Origin of the sequence: Xylanimonas protaetiae (assembly GCF_004135385.1) — a bacterium.
Taxonomy (GTDB): domain Bacteria; phylum Actinomycetota; class Actinomycetes; order Actinomycetales; family Cellulomonadaceae; genus Xylanimonas; species Xylanimonas protaetiae.
In genome coordinates this window covers 2,067,606-2,083,584 of sequence record NZ_CP035493.1, presented here as the reverse complement: position 1 = coordinate 2,083,584, position 15,979 = coordinate 2,067,606, and the positions used below count along the sequence as shown (strand labels likewise).

Annotated in this window: 15 protein-coding genes and 3 pseudogenes; 10 read left to right on the top strand and 8 right to left on the bottom strand. The window is 73.7% G+C overall.

Going from position 1 to position 15,979, the window contains the following annotated elements; genetic code table 11:
* Positions 1 to 2: 2 nt before the first annotated feature.
* Positions 3 to 647, bottom strand: a complete 645-nt coding sequence (eda, locus tag ET471_RS09605; RefSeq protein ID WP_129187830.1) for a bifunctional 4-hydroxy-2-oxoglutarate aldolase/2-dehydro-3-deoxy-phosphogluconate aldolase — start codon at positions 645 to 647, stop codon at positions 3 to 5.
* 99 nt (positions 648 to 746) lie between these two features.
* On the opposite strand from eda, the gene ET471_RS09600 reads away from it, so the two are divergent.
* The 3 genes from ET471_RS09600 to ET471_RS09590 all read left to right on the top strand — a co-directional run bounded on the left by ET471_RS09600 (position 747) and on the right by ET471_RS09590 (position 2,606).
* Entirely contained in the window at positions 747 to 1,514 is a 768-nt protein-coding gene (locus ET471_RS09600; protein ID WP_242496226.1) for an IclR family transcriptional regulator, read from the top strand.
* Between the two features lie 113 nt (positions 1,515 to 1,627).
* On the top strand, positions 1,628 to 1,918 hold the full coding sequence (locus ET471_RS09595; protein ID WP_242496225.1) for a universal stress protein: 291 nt from the start codon (positions 1,628 to 1,630) through the stop codon (positions 1,916 to 1,918).
* Between the two features lie 37 nt (positions 1,919 to 1,955).
* Positions 1,956 to 2,606 carry a vitamin K epoxide reductase family protein gene (locus tag ET471_RS09590; RefSeq protein WP_242496224.1) on the top strand — a complete coding sequence of 217 codons (651 nt, stop codon included), beginning with the start codon at positions 1,956 to 1,958 and terminating at the stop codon, positions 2,604 to 2,606.
* Between the two features lie 29 nt (positions 2,607 to 2,635).
* On the opposite strand, the gene ET471_RS09585 is transcribed toward ET471_RS09590, so the two are convergent.
* Positions 2,636 to 3,112, bottom strand: coding sequence for a dsRBD fold-containing protein (locus ET471_RS09585; RefSeq protein ID WP_129187817.1), 477 nt, complete (start codon positions 3,110 to 3,112; stop codon positions 2,636 to 2,638).
* Positions 3,113 to 3,183: 71 nt separating this feature from the next.
* Here ET471_RS09585 and ET471_RS09580 point away from each other — a divergent pair, with 71 nt between their 5' ends.
* The 4 genes and pseudogenes from ET471_RS09580 (at position 3,184) to ET471_RS18850 (ending at position 7,194) form a co-directional block, all read left to right on the top strand.
* Positions 3,184 to 3,792 carry a dihydrofolate reductase family protein gene (locus ET471_RS09580; RefSeq protein WP_129187815.1) on the top strand — a complete coding sequence of 203 codons (609 nt, stop codon included), beginning with the start codon at positions 3,184 to 3,186 and terminating at the stop codon, positions 3,790 to 3,792.
* 138 nt (positions 3,793 to 3,930) lie between these two features.
* Positions 3,931 to 4,833, top strand: coding sequence for a helix-turn-helix domain-containing protein (locus ET471_RS09575; RefSeq protein ID WP_129187813.1), 903 nt, complete (start codon positions 3,931 to 3,933; stop codon positions 4,831 to 4,833).
* A 76-nt stretch (positions 4,834 to 4,909) separates the two neighbouring features.
* Positions 4,910 to 5,629 (top strand): annotated as a pseudogene (locus ET471_RS18565) (sigma-70 family RNA polymerase sigma factor); the annotation flags it as partial.
* A complete protein-coding gene (locus ET471_RS18850; protein WP_342586102.1) occupies positions 5,536 to 7,194 on the top strand; it encodes an Ig-like domain-containing protein in 1,659 nt (552 codons plus the stop codon). The pseudogene ET471_RS18565 and the gene ET471_RS18850, both read left to right, overlap by 94 nt.
* A 2-nt stretch (positions 7,195 to 7,196) precedes the next feature.
* On the opposite strand, the gene ET471_RS09565 is transcribed toward ET471_RS18850, so the two are convergent.
* The 6 genes from ET471_RS09565 to ET471_RS09540 all read right to left on the bottom strand — a co-directional run bounded on the left by ET471_RS09565 (position 7,197) and on the right by ET471_RS09540 (position 13,317).
* Complete coding sequence (locus ET471_RS09565; protein ID WP_129187809.1) at positions 7,197 to 7,808, bottom strand: biotin transporter BioY; 612 nt, start codon at positions 7,806 to 7,808, stop codon at positions 7,197 to 7,199.
* A gap of 71 nt (positions 7,809 to 7,879) precedes the next feature.
* A complete protein-coding gene (locus tag ET471_RS09560) occupies positions 7,880 to 9,400 on the bottom strand; it encodes an alpha-N-arabinofuranosidase (protein ID WP_129187807.1) in 1,521 nt (506 codons plus the stop codon).
* A gap of 14 nt (positions 9,401 to 9,414) precedes the next feature.
* Positions 9,415 to 10,044, bottom strand: coding sequence for a hypothetical protein (locus tag ET471_RS09555; protein ID WP_242496223.1), 630 nt, complete (start codon positions 10,042 to 10,044; stop codon positions 9,415 to 9,417).
* A gap of 2 nt (positions 10,045 to 10,046) precedes the next feature.
* Positions 10,047 to 10,958, bottom strand: a complete 912-nt coding sequence (locus ET471_RS09550) for a carbohydrate ABC transporter permease (protein WP_129187805.1) — start codon at positions 10,956 to 10,958, stop codon at positions 10,047 to 10,049.
* Entirely contained in the window at positions 10,955 to 11,914 is a 960-nt protein-coding gene (locus ET471_RS09545) for a carbohydrate ABC transporter permease (protein WP_425356552.1), read from the bottom strand. The genes ET471_RS09550 and ET471_RS09545 overlap by 4 nt, the downstream gene beginning before the upstream one ends.
* 71 nt (positions 11,915 to 11,985) lie before the next feature.
* On the bottom strand, positions 11,986 to 13,317 hold the full coding sequence (locus tag ET471_RS09540) for an ABC transporter substrate-binding protein (RefSeq protein ID WP_129187801.1): 1,332 nt from the start codon (positions 13,315 to 13,317) through the stop codon (positions 11,986 to 11,988).
* Between the two features lie 248 nt (positions 13,318 to 13,565).
* Between ET471_RS09540 and ET471_RS09535 the strand changes: the two genes are divergently transcribed.
* From ET471_RS09535 to ET471_RS18550, 3 genes and pseudogenes are all read left to right on the top strand, one after another.
* Positions 13,566 to 14,732, top strand: coding sequence for a Gfo/Idh/MocA family protein (locus ET471_RS09535; RefSeq protein ID WP_129187799.1), 1,167 nt, complete (start codon positions 13,566 to 13,568; stop codon positions 14,730 to 14,732).
* A pseudogene (locus ET471_RS18555) lies at positions 14,729 to 15,067 on the top strand (sugar phosphate isomerase/epimerase); the annotation flags it as partial. The gene ET471_RS09535 and the pseudogene ET471_RS18555, both read left to right, overlap by 4 nt.
* 345 nt (positions 15,068 to 15,412) lie before the next feature.
* Positions 15,413 to 15,922 (top strand): annotated as a pseudogene (locus tag ET471_RS18550) (sugar phosphate isomerase/epimerase family protein); the annotation flags it as partial.
* Positions 15,923 to 15,979 lie beyond the last annotated feature (57 nt).

Here is a 15,979-nt window from a genome sequence, read left to right as displayed (position 1 = left end):
GGTCAGCTCTCCTCGGTCGTCGTGGCGGGGGCGGCGAGGGCGACGGCCTCGGCGGTGCGGCGCGTGATCTCGGCCCAGTCGCCCGCGGTGACGAGCGGGCGCTCGACCATCCAGGAGCCACCGGCGGCGATGACGGCCGGCAGGTCGAGGTAGTCGTGCAGGTTGGCGGCGTTGACGCCGCCCGTGGGCATGAAGCGCAGGCCCGGGAAGGGCGCGCTCAGGGCCTTGATGGCCGCGGGGCCGCCGACGACGGAGGCCGGGAACAGCTTGACGACCTCGAGCCCGAGGTCGAGGGCGCGCATGACGTCGGACGCCGTCGCGACGCCCGGCAGGATCGGCACGCCGAGCTCCTGGGCGCGGCGGATCACGGGCTCGAAGGTGCCAGGCGACACGAGGAACGACGCCCCGGCCTCCACGACCTGGTCGACCTGCGCGACGCTGGTGACGGTGCCGGCGCCGACGAGCACGTCGGGCTGCTCGGCGACGACGGCCTTGATGGCGTCGAGCGCGCGCGGCATGCGCAGCGTGATCTCGGCGATGGGCAGGCCGCCCGCCACGAGGGCGTCGGCGAGGCGGGCGCCCTCGTCCGCGCCGTCGACGACGACGACGGGGACGATGCGGGCGGCGGCGATCCGGTCGAGGACCATCGGTGCTCCACTCCTAGGTTCGATGTATGACCCAGGCGTTTCGTCATAGCAAACGCCCGTTGTATGGTGCGCAACGAACGCTACCGGACGGAGACCCCCGTGACCGACCCGAGTCCGATCGGCGCCGTCGACAAGGCGCTCCTCGCACTGGACGCCCTCGCGCGCTCCGGGGCGTCCGGGGCGTCGCTCGCCGACCTCGCCGCCGACGTCGGCGTCCACAAGGCCACGCTGCACCGCACGCTCGCCGCGCTGCGTCACCGCGGCTACGCCGAGCAGACCGCCGACGGCGCCTACCGCCTCGGCGCCGCCGCGCTCGTGCTCGGCACCACGTTCCTGCGCGAGGAGAACCTGCCCGACCTGCTCCGCCCCGCCCTCGCCGCGCTCAGCGCGCAGGTCGACGAGCTCGTCCACCTCGGCGCCCTGGCCGGGCGCGAGATCGTCTACCTCGACAAGGTCGAGCCGCAGCGCGCCGTGCGCGTCTGGTCCGCCGTCGGGCGGCACCGCCCCGCCGCGACCACCGCGCTCGGCCGCGCCTGGCTCGCCGCGCTCGAGTCCACCGGCACGCCCCTCGGCGACGACGCCCTGCGCCGCTTCGCCGGCGACGACGCCGACCCCGCCGACCTCCGGCGCGCCGTCGACCTCGCGCACGCCCGCGGGTACGGCGAGGAGACCGAGGAGAACGAGCCCGGCATCAGCTGCGTCGCCGTCGCCGTCGTGCGCGACGGCCGCCCCGTCGCGGCCGTCAGCATCACCGCACCCGCCGACCGGCTGGCCGGCGAGGCCCGCGCGCACCGCCTCGCAGCCCTGCGCGAGTCGCTCCCCGAGATGCTTCCCGCCGGACTGGGTGTCCCGGCCCTCGCGCCGTGAGAAGGTGACGTCATGACCGTGCTCGTGGCCTGCAACGACTCCCCTCACGGCGAGGCCGCGCTCCGGGCGGGCATCGCGGAGGCGGCCCGCCGCCACCTCCCCTGGCCGTCCTGATGCTCAACCCCGGCGACACGACGCCCCCGGCGCTCGCGGCCCAGCTCGCGGACCTGCCCGCGTCGTTGGCCCCGCCCACGGTCGCCTTCCGCGCCGAGCAGGCCGAGCCCTCCGACGCGATCCTCGACGAGGCCGAGGCCGTGCACGCGACGCTCGTCGTCGTCGGCGCGCGCAAGCGGTCCAGCCAGGGCACGTTCGTCATGGGGACGACCACGCAGCGCGTCCTGCTGGACGCGGCCGTGCCCGTCCTGGTGGTCAAGGCCGCGTACGACCTTCCTGACGCGAACTGACACCTCGCCGCCAGGAGCGGGCGCTACTGTGACCTCCGTGACCACCACGAGTGTCTCCGGCGTGGACGTCGACGCCACCGATGACCGTCCTCAGGGCTTCTTCCACTCCCGGAAGTGGCTGTTCGGCGAGATGCTCGTGGGCGCGCTCGCGTCGCTCGTCGCGGCGTTCGTCCTGTCCGTCGATGCCATACGGCTCGCCGAGGACCCGACGCTGGCGCTCTCCTGCGACTTCGGCGCGGTGTTCTCCTGCTCGAAGGTCGCCCTGACGTGGCAGGCCTCGCTCTTCGGGTTCCCCAACGCGTTCCTCGGCATCGCCGCCGAGTCCGTGGTCATCACCGTCGCCGTGCTCGGCCTGGCCGGGATGCGGTTCCCGCGCTGGTTCATGATCGCCGCGCAGACGATCTACCTCTTCGGGTTCGTGTTCGCCTACTGGCTGTTCTTCGAGGCCGTGTTCACCATCGGCTTCCTGTGCGTCTGGTGCCTGACCGTGCAGCTCGCGACCACCGTGGTGTTCTTCTCGATGCTCCACCTCAACATCCTGGACGACAACCTCCGCTGGCCGCCGCGGCTGCAGCGGTTCGCGATGTCCGTGGTGCGCTCGGGCGGCCTCGGCTTCATTCTCGCGGCGTGGCTCGTCGCCACGGTCGCCGTCGTGGTCCTCAAGTACGGGGCGAACCTGCTCGGCTGAGCAGCACCGTCACCAGCTGAGCAGCGCCGTCACCGGTGCACGTGGCCGGGGATGCCCGTCGACGTCGTGATGTCCGCCTCCGCCTGCCCCAGCAGCGCGTCCGCCAGACGCCGCAGCGCCCGCCCGGCCGCGATCTCGTCGCCGACGACGGCGAGCGCGACGTCGGCCGGGTCCTTGCGGGCCTGACCCACGGCCCGCAGGCTGCCCACCTCGCCGGCCACGAGCGTGGCCTCCGCCGTCGTGCTGGCGCCCCGTTCGACCATCGTCACCTGCACCGTCCAGGTGCGTCCGTGCGCGTGCGCCGGCTCGGCCGGTGCGCCCTCGCCCGGCGCGACCATGCAGTCGGTCCCGGGGTACACGAGCGACTCCTCGCCCGTGTCCGTCCAGCGCACCCGGTACGGCGGCGACCCGTCGGCCCGCTCCACCCCGGTGATCTCGCCGTAGCGCACGGCGCCGTCCACGTGCCCCGACGCCCGCACGATCCGGTCCCCCACGTTCGCCTTCATGGCAGTCCTCCCCCTCCGTCGAGTGGTGCCTTCCATCATGCGCCGCAACGCTGGTCCTCGGGAGGTCAGCGATGGGGACGATCTGCGTGTACGAGGCCGTGACGCTCGACGGCGTCATGCAGGCCCCCGGCCGCGCGGACGAGGACGAGCGCGGCGGGTTCGCCCACGGCGGCTGGGCCGTCGGGTACGACGACGACGTGCTCGCGCGGTTCGCGCAGCGGGCCATGGCCGCGAGCACCGGCATGCTGCTCGGCGTCCGCACGTACTACGACCTGCTGCGGCACTGGACCGCGCAGCCCCGGCCGAACCCGTACACGGACGCGCTCGTCGACGCGCCCAAGCACGTCGTCAGCCGCGACCCGTCGACGCCGCTGCCCTACCCGAACAGCACGCTGCACGCGGGCGACGCCCACCTCACGGTGCGGCGCCTCAAGGAGTCGTGGGACGGCCGGCTGACCGTGCTGGGCAGCGGCGAGGTGGTCGCGTCGCTCGACGAGGCCGGCCTGGTCGACGAGTACGTCCTGCTCGTCCACCCGGTCGTGCTCGGGTCGGGGCACCGCCTGTTCGCCGACGAGCACCGCAAGGACCTCCGCCTCGTCGAGGCCGTGCCGACGACGACGGGCGTGCTCGCCTGCCGCTACGCCGTCGACCATCCCCACCCCGGGTCCGCTCCCGTGTGACGCGTGTCACGCCTCTTCCCTGTGACGGACACCGCCTCCGCGCGTCCTGCAGGGCAAGCGAAGGCAACGCGACGCGTCCGGCTCCCGCCACCAGGCGGGGCACCGACGCGGCGCGTGCTCCCGAGAGGAGTGGTTCCGATGACGACGACGATGCGCGCCCGGCACGCGACCCCGGCAGGCGGGAGCCGACCTGCCCCGCGCGGCGACGGGCCGACCCTGCGCGCGGCGGCCAAGTTCGGCGACCTCGTCGTGACGTGCGTCGAGCACGGGCCCGTGCGGCTCGCCGGCGACTCCCAGGTGTTCGCGCGCACGCCGGGCGCACCGCGGCTGTGCATGGTGCTCGGCGGCAAGGTCCGCCTCCTCCACCCCGACGCGCAGGACGTGCTCGCGCCGCGCGACGCCGCGCTGCTCCAGGCCGACTCGCGGATCGGGTGGGCGAGCGACGGCCCGGCGCGCGTGCTGCTGTGCGACGTCCCCCCGACGACGCCCGGCCTGACCGCCATGCCCGTGACGAGGCCCTTCGTCGTCGGGCGTGCCGCCATCGCCGTGCCCAGCGCGCTCGCCGCGTTCCTGCTCGACCTGCTCCGCCAGGAGGCCCGCGGCATCTCGCACGACGGCCGCAGGGAGCTCGCCGGGGTGCTGGGGCCCATGGTGTCGAGCACCGTGACGTCGCTCGCCGTCGCCGGGTCCACGACCTGGGAGCCGGAGCTGCGGCGCCAGAGCGCGCTGCGGGTCATCGCCGCGCACTACACGGACCCGGACCTGAGCTCCGAGACGGTCGCGAGGCGGCTCGGGCTGTCACGCCGCACGCTCCAGCGTCTCTTCGAGGCCGACGGGCGGTCCGTCACGCAGCACATCCACGACCTGCGCACGCAGCACGCCGTCGCCCGGCTGCGCGACCCGCTCCTCTCCCACGCCCCGCTCGAGGACATCGCGGCGCTCACGGGGTTCGGCTCCGCCGTCGGCCTGCGCCGCGCCGTCGTCGAGGCGACCGGGCAGACCCCGTCCGAGCTGCGCACGGCCGCCTGCGCCGCCGCCTGAGGGGTCCGCCGAGCACCCAGCGCCACGCGAGCGCCGCCCGGCGCCATCGGGCTCGCGTCCGGCGCACCGACGCGGGATGGTCACCACCGACTGCCAGGGACGGGCGCGGGAGGTGCGCATGATCGAAGCCGGGACTGCCGTCGACGATCTGACGCAGACCTCCGACGCGCACCTGGTGCGCCTCGCCCGCGCAGGCTCGGACGACGCGAGCGCCGAGCTCTGGTACCGGCACTCCGCCGCGGGACGTCGCGCGGCAGCACAGATCACGCGGCGCTACGACGCCGACGACCTGGTCCAGGAGGCGTTCGCACGCATCCTCGCGGCGATCGCGCGCGGGGCCGGCCCCGACGGCGCCTTCCGGCCCTACCTGTACGCGACGATCCGCAACGTCGCCGCGACGTGGGGGCGCGCGCACGTCGAACGCGACTCCATCGACGCCGTGGCCCAGGTCGCCGACCCCGACTCCGTCTTCGACGCCGCCGTGCTCGACCGCTCGATCGCGGCCCGGGCCTTCAGCTCCCTGCGGCCCGAGGTGCGCGAGATCCTCTGGTACACCGAGGTCGAGGGGATGTCCTCCGGCGACGCCGGCCGGTACCTCGGGCTCGGCCCCGGAGCCGCCGCGACCATGGCGTCCCGGGCCCGCGACCGCCTCCGCACCGCATGGGTCCAGGCGCACGTCTCGGGCGCCGACGTCGACCCGGGGTGCCGCTGGACCGTGGAGCGGCTCGGCGCCCACGCCCGCCGCACGCTCGCGCGCCGCGACCACCGCACCCTCGAACGGCACCTGAGGGCGTGCGAGCGCTGCGCGGTGCTCGCCGACGAGCTCGACGACGTCGCCGGCCGGCTGCGCGCGGTGCTCGTGCCGCTCGTGTGCGGGCCGGTCGCGGCGGGCTTCCTGGCCGCGCCCGGAGCGGGCGGGCCCGCCGCGAGCCCGGCGGGGGCCGGGGTCGGCGTGGGCGCGGCGGGCGGCGGCCCGGCCGTGGGCTCGGGGCCTGCGGCAGGGACCGGGTCCGCTGGGGGAACGGGATCCGCGGCAGGAACTGGGTTCGCGGCGGGAACCGGGTCGGCAACGGCATCCGGGTCCGCCGCCGTCTCGGCGGGCGCGGGCGCGGGCTCTGGCGCGGCCGCGGCGTCTGCCGCGGCCGCCTCGACCGTCTCGGCGGGCTGGACCGTGGCAGCCGCGACCGTCGCCGCGGTGCTCGGCGTCGCCGGCGTCGCCGCCGCGGTGACGGACTGGCAGGAGAAGGACGCGCCGGCGGCCACGTCGGCGGCGTCGGGACACCCGGCCGGATCCACCCCTGCGAACCGGACGGCGGAGCCTGCCTCGATGCCCGACAGCGCGCCCGGCCCAGAGCCCGGCGCGGAGCCCCCGGCACCGGCACCCGTTCCGACGCCGCGCCCGGCCGCGCCCGGCGGGCCGACGACGGCGGCGCTGGTGTCCGAGGGGTCGGTGCTCTCGGTCGCGCCGCTCGCGCCGGAACCGGATGCCGCCGAGGACCCGGCCCCGACCGAGCAGGTCTCGGCCGAACCGGTCCCGGTCGAGCCTGCTCCCGCGGCACCCGTCCCGGCCGAGCCGGTCCCCGAGCCCAGCCGCGTGGATCCTGCGCCGGCGGAGCCCACCCCCGCCGACCCGGCCCCGGCGGAACCCGGCCCGACCGCACCGGACGCAGACCCTGGCGCCCAAGGTCCGGGCGATCCCGCTCCGGCCGACCCCCGGGCGACATCCCGGCCCCCGGCGACGAGCCCCCGCCCGACCCGTCGCCCACGGACCCGGCCCCCGCCCCGGAGCCCACGGCCCCGGAGCCGGGCGGACCCGGCGGTGAGGGACCGGCCGACGTCGCACCGCTGGCCGCCGTGGTGCTCGATCCTCTCGTCGAGGGCCCCTACCTCCCGCGCCTCACGGGCACCGCAGTCCCAGGCGCGCTCGTCGTCGTCGCCACCAAGGACGGGCAGCAGGTCGCCGCGGCGACCGCCGCCGCCGACGGGACGTGGGGGGTGACCCTCGACCCGGGGACGGTGCCGCAGACCCCGTGGAAGCTGACCGTGACGCAGTCCGTCGGCGACCGGCGGTCGGAGCCGGTCGCCGTGTCCCACCCGGTCCACTTCCAGGCGCCGACGGTCGTCGGCGTCGCGAAGGACGGCACGACGGTGAAGTTCACGGGGACGGCCGGCCTCTGGGTCGAGGCGATCGTCGACGGCCTGCCCACCGGCGACAGCCACCTCCTGCCGAGCAGCCCGCTGACCCGTGCCCTGCCGGTGCTGAGCCCCGGGACGCACGAGCTCGCGCTGCGGTACTACGACCCGCAGAGCGGCGCAGTCGGCGCGTGGGTACGGGTCCGGTTCGAGGTGCCGGCGAGCTGAGGTCAGTCGTTCGCGCGGCGCTCCGAGACGAAGCGCTGCGCGGCCCACAGGCCCGGCAGCGCGAGGGCGACGAACCCGGCCTTGACGGCGTCGCCGACGAGGAACGGCGTGACGCCCATCGCGAGGGTGTCGTGGAGGCCGAGGTGCGCGTAGACGGCGAGCCACGGGGCGCCGACGGCGTAGACGAGCGTGGTGGCGAGCAGCGCGCCGAGGAACGTCTTCCACACGGAGCGGTCACGGCCCGTGCGGGCCAGCCAGCCCATGAGCACCGCGGCGGGCAGGTAGCCGAGCACGTAGCCGAACGAGGCGAACGCCCAGCCGTGGGTGCCGCCCGCGAAGGCGGGGGCGCCCAGCACGCCGGCGACGGCGAAGAGGGCGATCGAGGCGGCCGCGAGGCGCGGGCCGAGCGCGGCGCCGACGCCGAGCACGGCGAGCGTGCCGAGCGTCAGCGGCACCGGCGTGAACCACAGCGGCACCGACACCTGGCCGATCACGGCGACCGCGAGCGCGCCGGCGACGACGGCGACGACCGCGCGGGTCCGGCCCGCGGGAAGGGACTCGACGAGCGTGCGCGCCGACGTGGGCGCGGAGGCGGCGGAGACGTTCTGCGACATGGTCCGCCACTCTGCCAGATCCGGCGCGCACCACGGAAGCGGAGCACGCCGCGGGCCCAGGATGCGGACCGTCAGCGCAGGGCGAGGGTGACGGTCACGTAGGAGTGCGCGGGCAGGTCGACCTCGAGCCCGCGCGGGTGGGACCGCACGCCGGCGTGGTCCACGGGGGCGACGTCCCGTGGCCGGTCGGGCGTGTTGTGCGCGTCGAGCGCGGGCGCGGTCAGCACGCGCGCCCGGTGCCCGACGACGTCACGCCCGCGCAGGTCGAGCACGACCGTGCGGGCGGTGTCGGCGTCGAGGTTCGACAACGAGACCAGCGCGGCGTCGTCCTTGACCGACGCGGACGCCGAGACCAGCGGGAGCTCGCCGCCGTGGACCGTGCGGGTCTCGACGTCGCGCAGGTGCACGGCCAGCGCGGCGGCGTCGTGGTGCCCGGTGTTCATCGCGAACACGTGGTACGTCGGCGTGAGCACCAGCGCCCCCGTGTCCGGGTCGGTCAGGATCATCGCCTGGAGCACGTTGACGGTCTGGGCGATGTTCGTCATGACCACACGCTCCGCGTGCCGGTGGAAGGCGTCGAAGTGCACCGCCGCGACGAGCGCGTCCCGCAGGGTGTTCTGCTGGTACAGGAACCCCGGGTTCGTGCCCGGCTCCACGTTCCACCAGGTGCCCCACTCGTCGACGACGAGCCCCACCTTGCGGTACGGGTCGTGCCGGTCCATGACGGTCGAGTGCCGGGTGAGCAGCTCGTCCATGTGGCGGGCGCGGGCGAGCGCGACGTACCAGCCGTCGGTGCCGAAGCCGGTGGCGGACCCCTTGTCGGACCACGGCCCGGTCATCGTGTAGTAGTGCAGCGACACAGCCTGGAAGGGCGCGGCCGGGGTCGCCGGGTCCGCCGCGAGATCGTCGAACGACCGCAGGAGCGTCTCGGTCCAGTGGTAGTCCGCGTCGGACGCGCCGGCGGCGACGCGGCACGTCCGGTGGCCGCCCTGGTCGCGCACGTAGGTGGCGTACTGGCGAGCCAGCGACGCGAACTGCTCGGCACGCAGGTTCCCGCCACAGCCCCACGCCTCGTTCCCCAGACCCCAGAACGGCACGCGCCAGGGCTCGTCGCGCCCGTTCGCACGCCGCAGCGCCGCCATCGGCGAGTCGTCCGCACGCGTCAGGTACTCCACCCACGCCGACATCTCCGCCACCGTGCCCGACCCGACGTTGCCCGACACGTACGGGTCCGCGCCGAGCAGCTCGCACAGGTCCATGAACTCGTGCGTGCCGAACGCGTTGTCCTCCACGACGTCGCCCCAGTGCGAGTTGACCATCCGGGGCCGCTGGTCGCGCGGGCCGATGCCGTCCCGCCAGTGGTAGTCGTCCGCGAAGCAGCCGCCCGGCCAGCGCAGGTTCGGGATCGCGATGGCGCGCAGCGCCTCGACCACGTCGGAGCGGATGCCCCGCACGTTCGGCACCGACGAGTCCTCCCCCACCCAGAACCCGCCATAGATGCACCGGCCCAGGTGCTCGGCGAAGTGGCCGTACACGTGACGGCTGATGGTGGCGCCGGGCAGGTCCAGGTCGATGACAGCCGTCAGGCCCATGGTGTCTCCGGGGTTCAGCGGGTCCGCGCCTCGACCGCCGCGACGGCGAACGAGAGCAGGCCCGGGACGATCACGACGAGCGGGGCGAACATCCACACGATGACGCCGCTCAGCCCCACCGCGAGCAGCAGCAGGCCGGTGCCCACGACGTCGTCGTAGGTCTCCCGGGCGCCGGCGGCGAGGAGGGCGCGCCAGCGCGCCCCCCGCTCCCAGCGGACCGCGGACCGCAGCAGCGCGACGACGACGACGCCCGCGACCAGGGCGGTCACCACGAGCACGCCCGCACCGCCCGGCACGGTGCCCGACGCCGCCGCGGCCAGGTTGAACCCGAGCACCGCGAGGACGACGGCGACGACGACCCCCCAGACCCAGCCGCCGCGCAGCGCCGCGAGGAAGTCCCGGCCGAGGTCGGCGACGCCGTCGGGACGGCCCTGCAGGTGCCGGCGGACGTGCGCGATGCCCGCCGCGAACGCGGGCAGTGCGGTCACGGCGAGCAGGCTCAGCACGGACACACCGAGCCCCACGAGCAGCATCTCGGCGAACAGCCCGAACGACCCGGCCCCGAACACGCGCCGGGCGTCGGCCGTGCGCGGGGCGGGGGCGGCCTCCGCGGCCTCCCCCGCCGGCGTCGCGTCGCGTGCCACGGTCAGCCCTTGAGTCCCTGCGTGGCCACGCCCTCGACGAGGTAGCGCTGGAACACGAGGAAGAACAGGAGCACGGGGACGAGCGCGAGCACGGCCATGGCCATCTGGGCACCGTAGTCGGACACCGAGGTCTGGTCGACGAAGAGCCGCAGCGCGATGGGCAGCGTGTAGAACTGCGGGCTCTTGAGGTAGAGCAGCGGGCCGAAGAAGTCGTTCCAGGACCAGATGAACGCGAAGATCGAGCTCGTCACCAGGGCCGGCTTCATGAGCGGCAGCATGATCGACGTGAAGATCCGCACGTGCCCGGCGCCGTCGATGCGCGCGGCCTCGTCGAGCTCGCGCGGCAGGTTGCGCATGAACTGCACCATGAGGAACACGAAGAACGCGTCGGCGGCGAGGAACTTGCCGATGAGCAGCGGCACGTACGTGTTCACCAGGCCGAGCGTGTTGAACACGATGTACTGCGGGATGATCACGACGTGGAACGGCAGCAGCAGCGTGCCGATCATCAGGACGAAGAACACGTTGCGGCCCGGGAAGCTGATGCGGGCGAACGCGTACGCCGTCACGGAGCACGACACGGTGATGCCGACGACGCTGCCGACGGCGAGGATCACCGAGTTCTGGAAGAACGTCCAGAACGAGACGCCGCCGATGCCGCCCAGCGCCTTACGGAAGTTGGCGAACGACCCGTGCGTGGGCCACAGGCTGACGTTGCCGACGATGTCGGACGACGGCTTGAACGACGAGACGACCATCCACAGCGCCGGGTAGAGCACCACCGCGACGACCACGAGCACGAGCACGTGGAAGACGACGGCCTTGGCCCGCAGCCGGGCCTGCGCCTGCTGGTGCAGCTTGGCCGACGTCGCGAGGTCGACGGCGGTGGACGGGTCGAACGTGACGGTGCTCATCGGCTCTCCCCCGAGTAGTGCACCCACAGCCGAGAGCTGCGGAAGAAGATGACGGTGACGATGCCGATGACCACGACGAGGACCCACGCCATCGCCGAGGCGTAGCCCATCTGGAAGTCGCGGAACCCGCGGAAGTACAGGTAGAGCGTGTAGAAGAGCGTGGAACGGGCGGGGCCGCCCGTGCCCGACGAGATGATGTACGCGCTGTTGAAGATCTGGAACGCGTGGATGGTCTCGAGCAGCAGGTTGAAGAACAGCACCGGCGAGAGCATCGGGATGGTGATCCTCGTGAACTTGCGCCACGGGCCCGCGCCGTCGACGGCGGCGGCCTCGTAGAGCTGGACGGGGATCTGCTTGAGGCCCGCGAGGAAGATGACCATCGGGGCGCCGAACTGCCACACGGTGAGCAGGATGAGCATGGGCATGGTCATCTCCGGGCGGCCCACCCAGCCGCCTGCCGGGGCGCCGAAGAACTGCTGGATCGTGTCGACGGGGCCCTTGTCGATGAACATCGCCTTCCAGACGATGGCGATCGACACGCTGGCTCCCACGAGCGAGGGCAGGTAGAACGCCGACCGGTAGAAGCCCTTGCCGCGGAACCGCGTGTTGAGCAGCATCGCGACGGCGAGCGCCGCGATGAGCTTGACGGGCGTGCCGAGCACCACGTAGGTCCCCGTGACCTTCCAGGCCTGGAGGTAGTCCGGGTCGGTGAGCAGGCGCCGGAAGTTGTCCAGCCCCACGAAGCTCGGCGCCCCGAACAGGTTGTAGTCGGTGAACGCCAGGTAGAGCGACGCCACCATCGGGCCGGCGGTCAGCAGGAAGAAGCCCAGCAGCCAGGGGGCCAGGAAGGCGTACCCGGCGCGGGTGTCGCGCCCGAACGTCCGCTTCCGGCGCGACGGCGTCGCGGCAGCGGGCTGCTCGGCGGCGCGGGACGGCGTGGAGATCGTCATCGTCATCAGTTCCTCGCAGAGATGCCACGGGGTCCCGCGTGCGGCACGGGAGTGCGCCGCACGCGGGACCCGACGGGTCAGCCGACCGCGTTCTGGACCTCGGAGAACCAGCGCTTGGCGAAGTCCTCCGGGGTGGTCAGGCCGTTGCCGAGCTCCTCGGAGAGGGTCAGCCAGCTGGCCTCGATGGTGCCGAAGCCCTTGACGGGGATCGGCGCCGTGGTGGTCTCGGTGGTGCCGATCTGGTCCTCGAACGCGATGACCTGCGCGTCGACCGAGCCCGCGGGGGCCTCGATGGCGTCCCGCTGCGCCTTGTCGCCGGGGACGCCCTTGGACGTGCCGAAGATCTTGCCCACCTCGGGGTTGGTGAGGAGGAAGTTGATCAGCAGGCCGGCCTCGTACGGGTGCTCGGTGTTCGCACCCGCGGCCAGGTGCATCGACGGGCGGAAGAAGTTGCCCGTGCCGTCGGGGCCGGAGGGGATCGGGATGAGCTTGAGGTTGTCCTTGCCCGAGTCCGCGGTGTAGGCGGCCAGGAAGTTGTCCCAGGTGATCTCGCCGACGGACTCGTTCATGCTGAGGCCGGTCTTCGGCTTGACGGCCGCGGCGCGGGCCGCCGGGTAGATGGCGTCGCCGCCGCGCAGGTCGGCCGTGGACTTGAGCCACTCGACGACGTCGGACTCCTTGAAGTTCAGCTTGCCGTCGTCGGTGAACGGCTGGGTGCCCTGCTGGACGAGGCTCTGCAGGAAGATCCAGAACGTGCCGGTGTAGTCGGCGGAGCCGTAGAGCTTGTAGCCGTCGGCGGTCTTGGTGTCCGCCCCGGCGACGTCCTCCATGAACGTGTTGAGGTCGTCCCAGGTGTAGCCGTCCTTCGGCAGGTCGACGCCTGCGGCGGCCGCGACGTCGGGGTTGACGACCATCGCGAGGGTGTTCGTCGACGTCGGGATGGCGACCTGCTTGCCGTCCACCTGGCCGCCGGCGACGAGCTTCTCGTCGTAGCCGGACAGGTCGATGGTGCCGTCGTCGATGAGCGGCTTGAGGTCGAGCACGTGACCGAACTGGGCGTACTCACGCAGGTAGGCGGAGTCGAACTGGAAGACGTCGGGCAGCGCCTTGCCGGCGGCCTCGGTGGCCTTGGCCTCCCAGTACGACGGGAAGTCGGAGAAGCCCGTGGTGACCGTGATCCAGGGGTACTCCTTCTCGAACAGGTCGACGGCCTGCGCGTAGCGGCTGGCCCGGTCGTCGTTGCCCCACCAGTTCAGGACCAGGGTGACGGGCTCCGCGCCCGGGTTCTCGCGGTTCGGGTCGTCAGCCCCGGCGCCACCGGCGCCGGCGTTGGCGCCGCTCGAGCACGCGGTCAGGACCATCGATGCGGCGGCGACCATGCCGACGGCACCGACGAGGGATCGCTTCATTGCAGTGAGCCTCCTTGCTCAGCGGGGTTGCGCGTCGCCGATCGTACGGGAAAGCGCTTAACGCCCGTCAAGTGCGTGATTGAAACGTTACAAACTCGCGAAACGATGCGCAAGGGCGGGTTCCGCGGCAGCACGCTCGCCACCAGGCATCTTGACGGGGCGGCCCCGTCCGCTACGCTCGGAAAGCGCATTCCAACGATGGATGCCCCGACGCGGCCGCGCAGGCCGCCCGACCCCTCGGAGCGAGCATGACCGCCACCCGAACCCTGCGGATCGCCATGAACGGCGTCACCGGCCGCATGGGCTACCGCCAGCACCTCGTCCGTTCGATCCTGCCGATCCGCGACGCCGGCGGCGTGGAGCTGCCCGACGGGACGCGCGTGCAGGTGGAGCCTGTGCTGGTGGGGCGCAACGGCGCCCGGCTCGCGGAGCTCGCGGAGCAGCACGGCATCGCCGAGTGGACCACCGACCTCGACGGGATCATCGCCGACCCCGCGACCGACGTCGTCTTCGACGCCTCCATGACCTCGCTGCGCGTCAAGACGCTCACCAAGGCGCTCGAGGCCGGCAAGCACGTCTACACCGAGAAGCCGACGGCCGAGAACCTCGCCGACGCCGTCGAGCTCGCCCGGCTCGGCGCCCGGTCCGGCGTGACCGTCGGCGTCGTGCACGACAAGCTCTACCTGCCCGGCCTGGTCAAGCTGCGCCGCCTCGTGGACGAGGGCTTCTTCGGCCGCATCCTGTCGCTGCGCGGCGAGTTCGGGTACTGGGTGTTCGAGGGCGACGTGCAGCCCGCCCAGCGCCCGTCGTGGAACTACCGCCTCGCCGACGGCGGCTCGATGTCCACCGACATGTACCCGCACTGGAACTACGTCCTCGAGGGCATCGTCGGCCAGGTCACGTCCGTCACGACGCAGACGGCCACCCACGTCCCCACGCGCTGGGACGAGCACGGCCAGGCCTACCAGGCCACCGCCGACGACGCCGCCTACGGCATCTTCACGCTCACCACCCCGGCCGGGGACCCCGTGGTCGCCCAGATCAACTCCTCGTGGGCCGTGCGCGTGCACCGCGACGAGCTCGTCGAGTTCCAGGTGGACGGCACGCACGGCTCGGCCGTGGCCGGCCTGTTCGGCTGCCGCGTCCAGCCGCGCTCCGTCACGCCCAAGGCCGTGTGGAACCCCGACCTGCCCACGCCCGAGCGCTTCCGCGAGCAGTGGACCGAGGTGCCCGACAACGCCGTCATCGACAACGGCTTCAAGGTGCAGTGGGAGGAGTTCCTGCGCGACGTCGTCGCCGGGCGCCCGCACCGCTACGACCTGCTCTCGGCCGCGCGCGGCGTGCAGCTCGCCGAGCTGGGCCTGCGCTCGTCGGCCGAGGGCCGCCGCCTCGACGTGCCGGAGATCGTGCTGTGACCGACCTGTCGCGCCTGTCGCTCAACACCGCGACGACGAAGCACGCGACGCTCGCCGAGGCGTGCGACGCCGCCGCGACCGCGGGCCTCGGCGCCGTCGGGCCGTGGCGGGACCGCGTGCAGGAGGTCGGCGCGGAGAAGGCGGCCCGGATCGTCGCCGAGGCGGGGCTGCGGGTCTCGTCGCTGTGCCGTGGGGGCTTCCTCACGGCGGCCGACGCCGCGGGCGCCGCCGCCGCGCTCGAGGACAACCGGCTCGCGATCCGCGAGGCGGCAACGCTCGGCACGCACGAGCTCATCCTCGTCGTCGGCGGGCTGCCCGCAGCGACCGCCCCGGGCGGGCCGGCACGGCCCTACCCGCCGCGGCCGTCCGCGGTCGGCGCGAGCCGTACCGCCGACCACGTCGGCGCGAGCCGTACCGCCGACCACGTCGGCACGAGCCGTACCGCCGACCACGTCGGCACGAGCCGTACCGCCGACCACGTCGGCACGAGCCGTACCGCCGACCACGTCGGCACGAGCCGTACCGCCGACCACGTCGGCACGAGCCGTACCGCCGACCACGTCGGCACGAGCCGTACCGCCGACCACGTCGGCCTATCGGCCGCAGGCACGCCCGTCGCAGGCGCGCCCGCCGCAGGCACGTCCGTCGCAGGCACGTCCGTCGCAAGCGCCGACCGGGCGCGCGACCTCGTCGCGACGCGGCAGCGCGTCGCCGACCGTATCGGCGAGCTCGCGCCCTACGCGGCCGAGCACGGCGTCCGGCTCGTGCTCGAGCCGCTGCACCCGCTCTTCGCCGCCGACCGGGCCGTCGTCTCGACGCTCGGGCAGGCGCTCGACCTCGCTGCCCCGTTCGACCCCGACGTCGTCGGCGTCGTCGTCGACACGTACCACGTGTGGTGGGACCCGGACCTGCGCACGCAGGTGGCGCGCGCGGGCGCCGAGGGGCGCCTCGCGTCGTACCAGGTGTGCGACTGGGTGCTGCCCCTGGCGGCCGAGCCGCTCAACTCGCGGGGTCACGTGGGCGACGGCTACGTCGACTTCGCGACGATCACCCGGTGGGTCGCCGAGGCGGGGTACACGGGCGACGTCGAGGTCGAGATCTTCAACGAGGAGATCTGGGCCCGCCCCCCGGCGGAGACGGTGGCCACGCTGGCGGACCGCTACGCACGCCACGTGCTGCCCTACCTCTGAACGACGCCCCCGGTCGCGGAGACGGCCCGCGCCCTTCACCGGGGCGCGGGCCGTCTC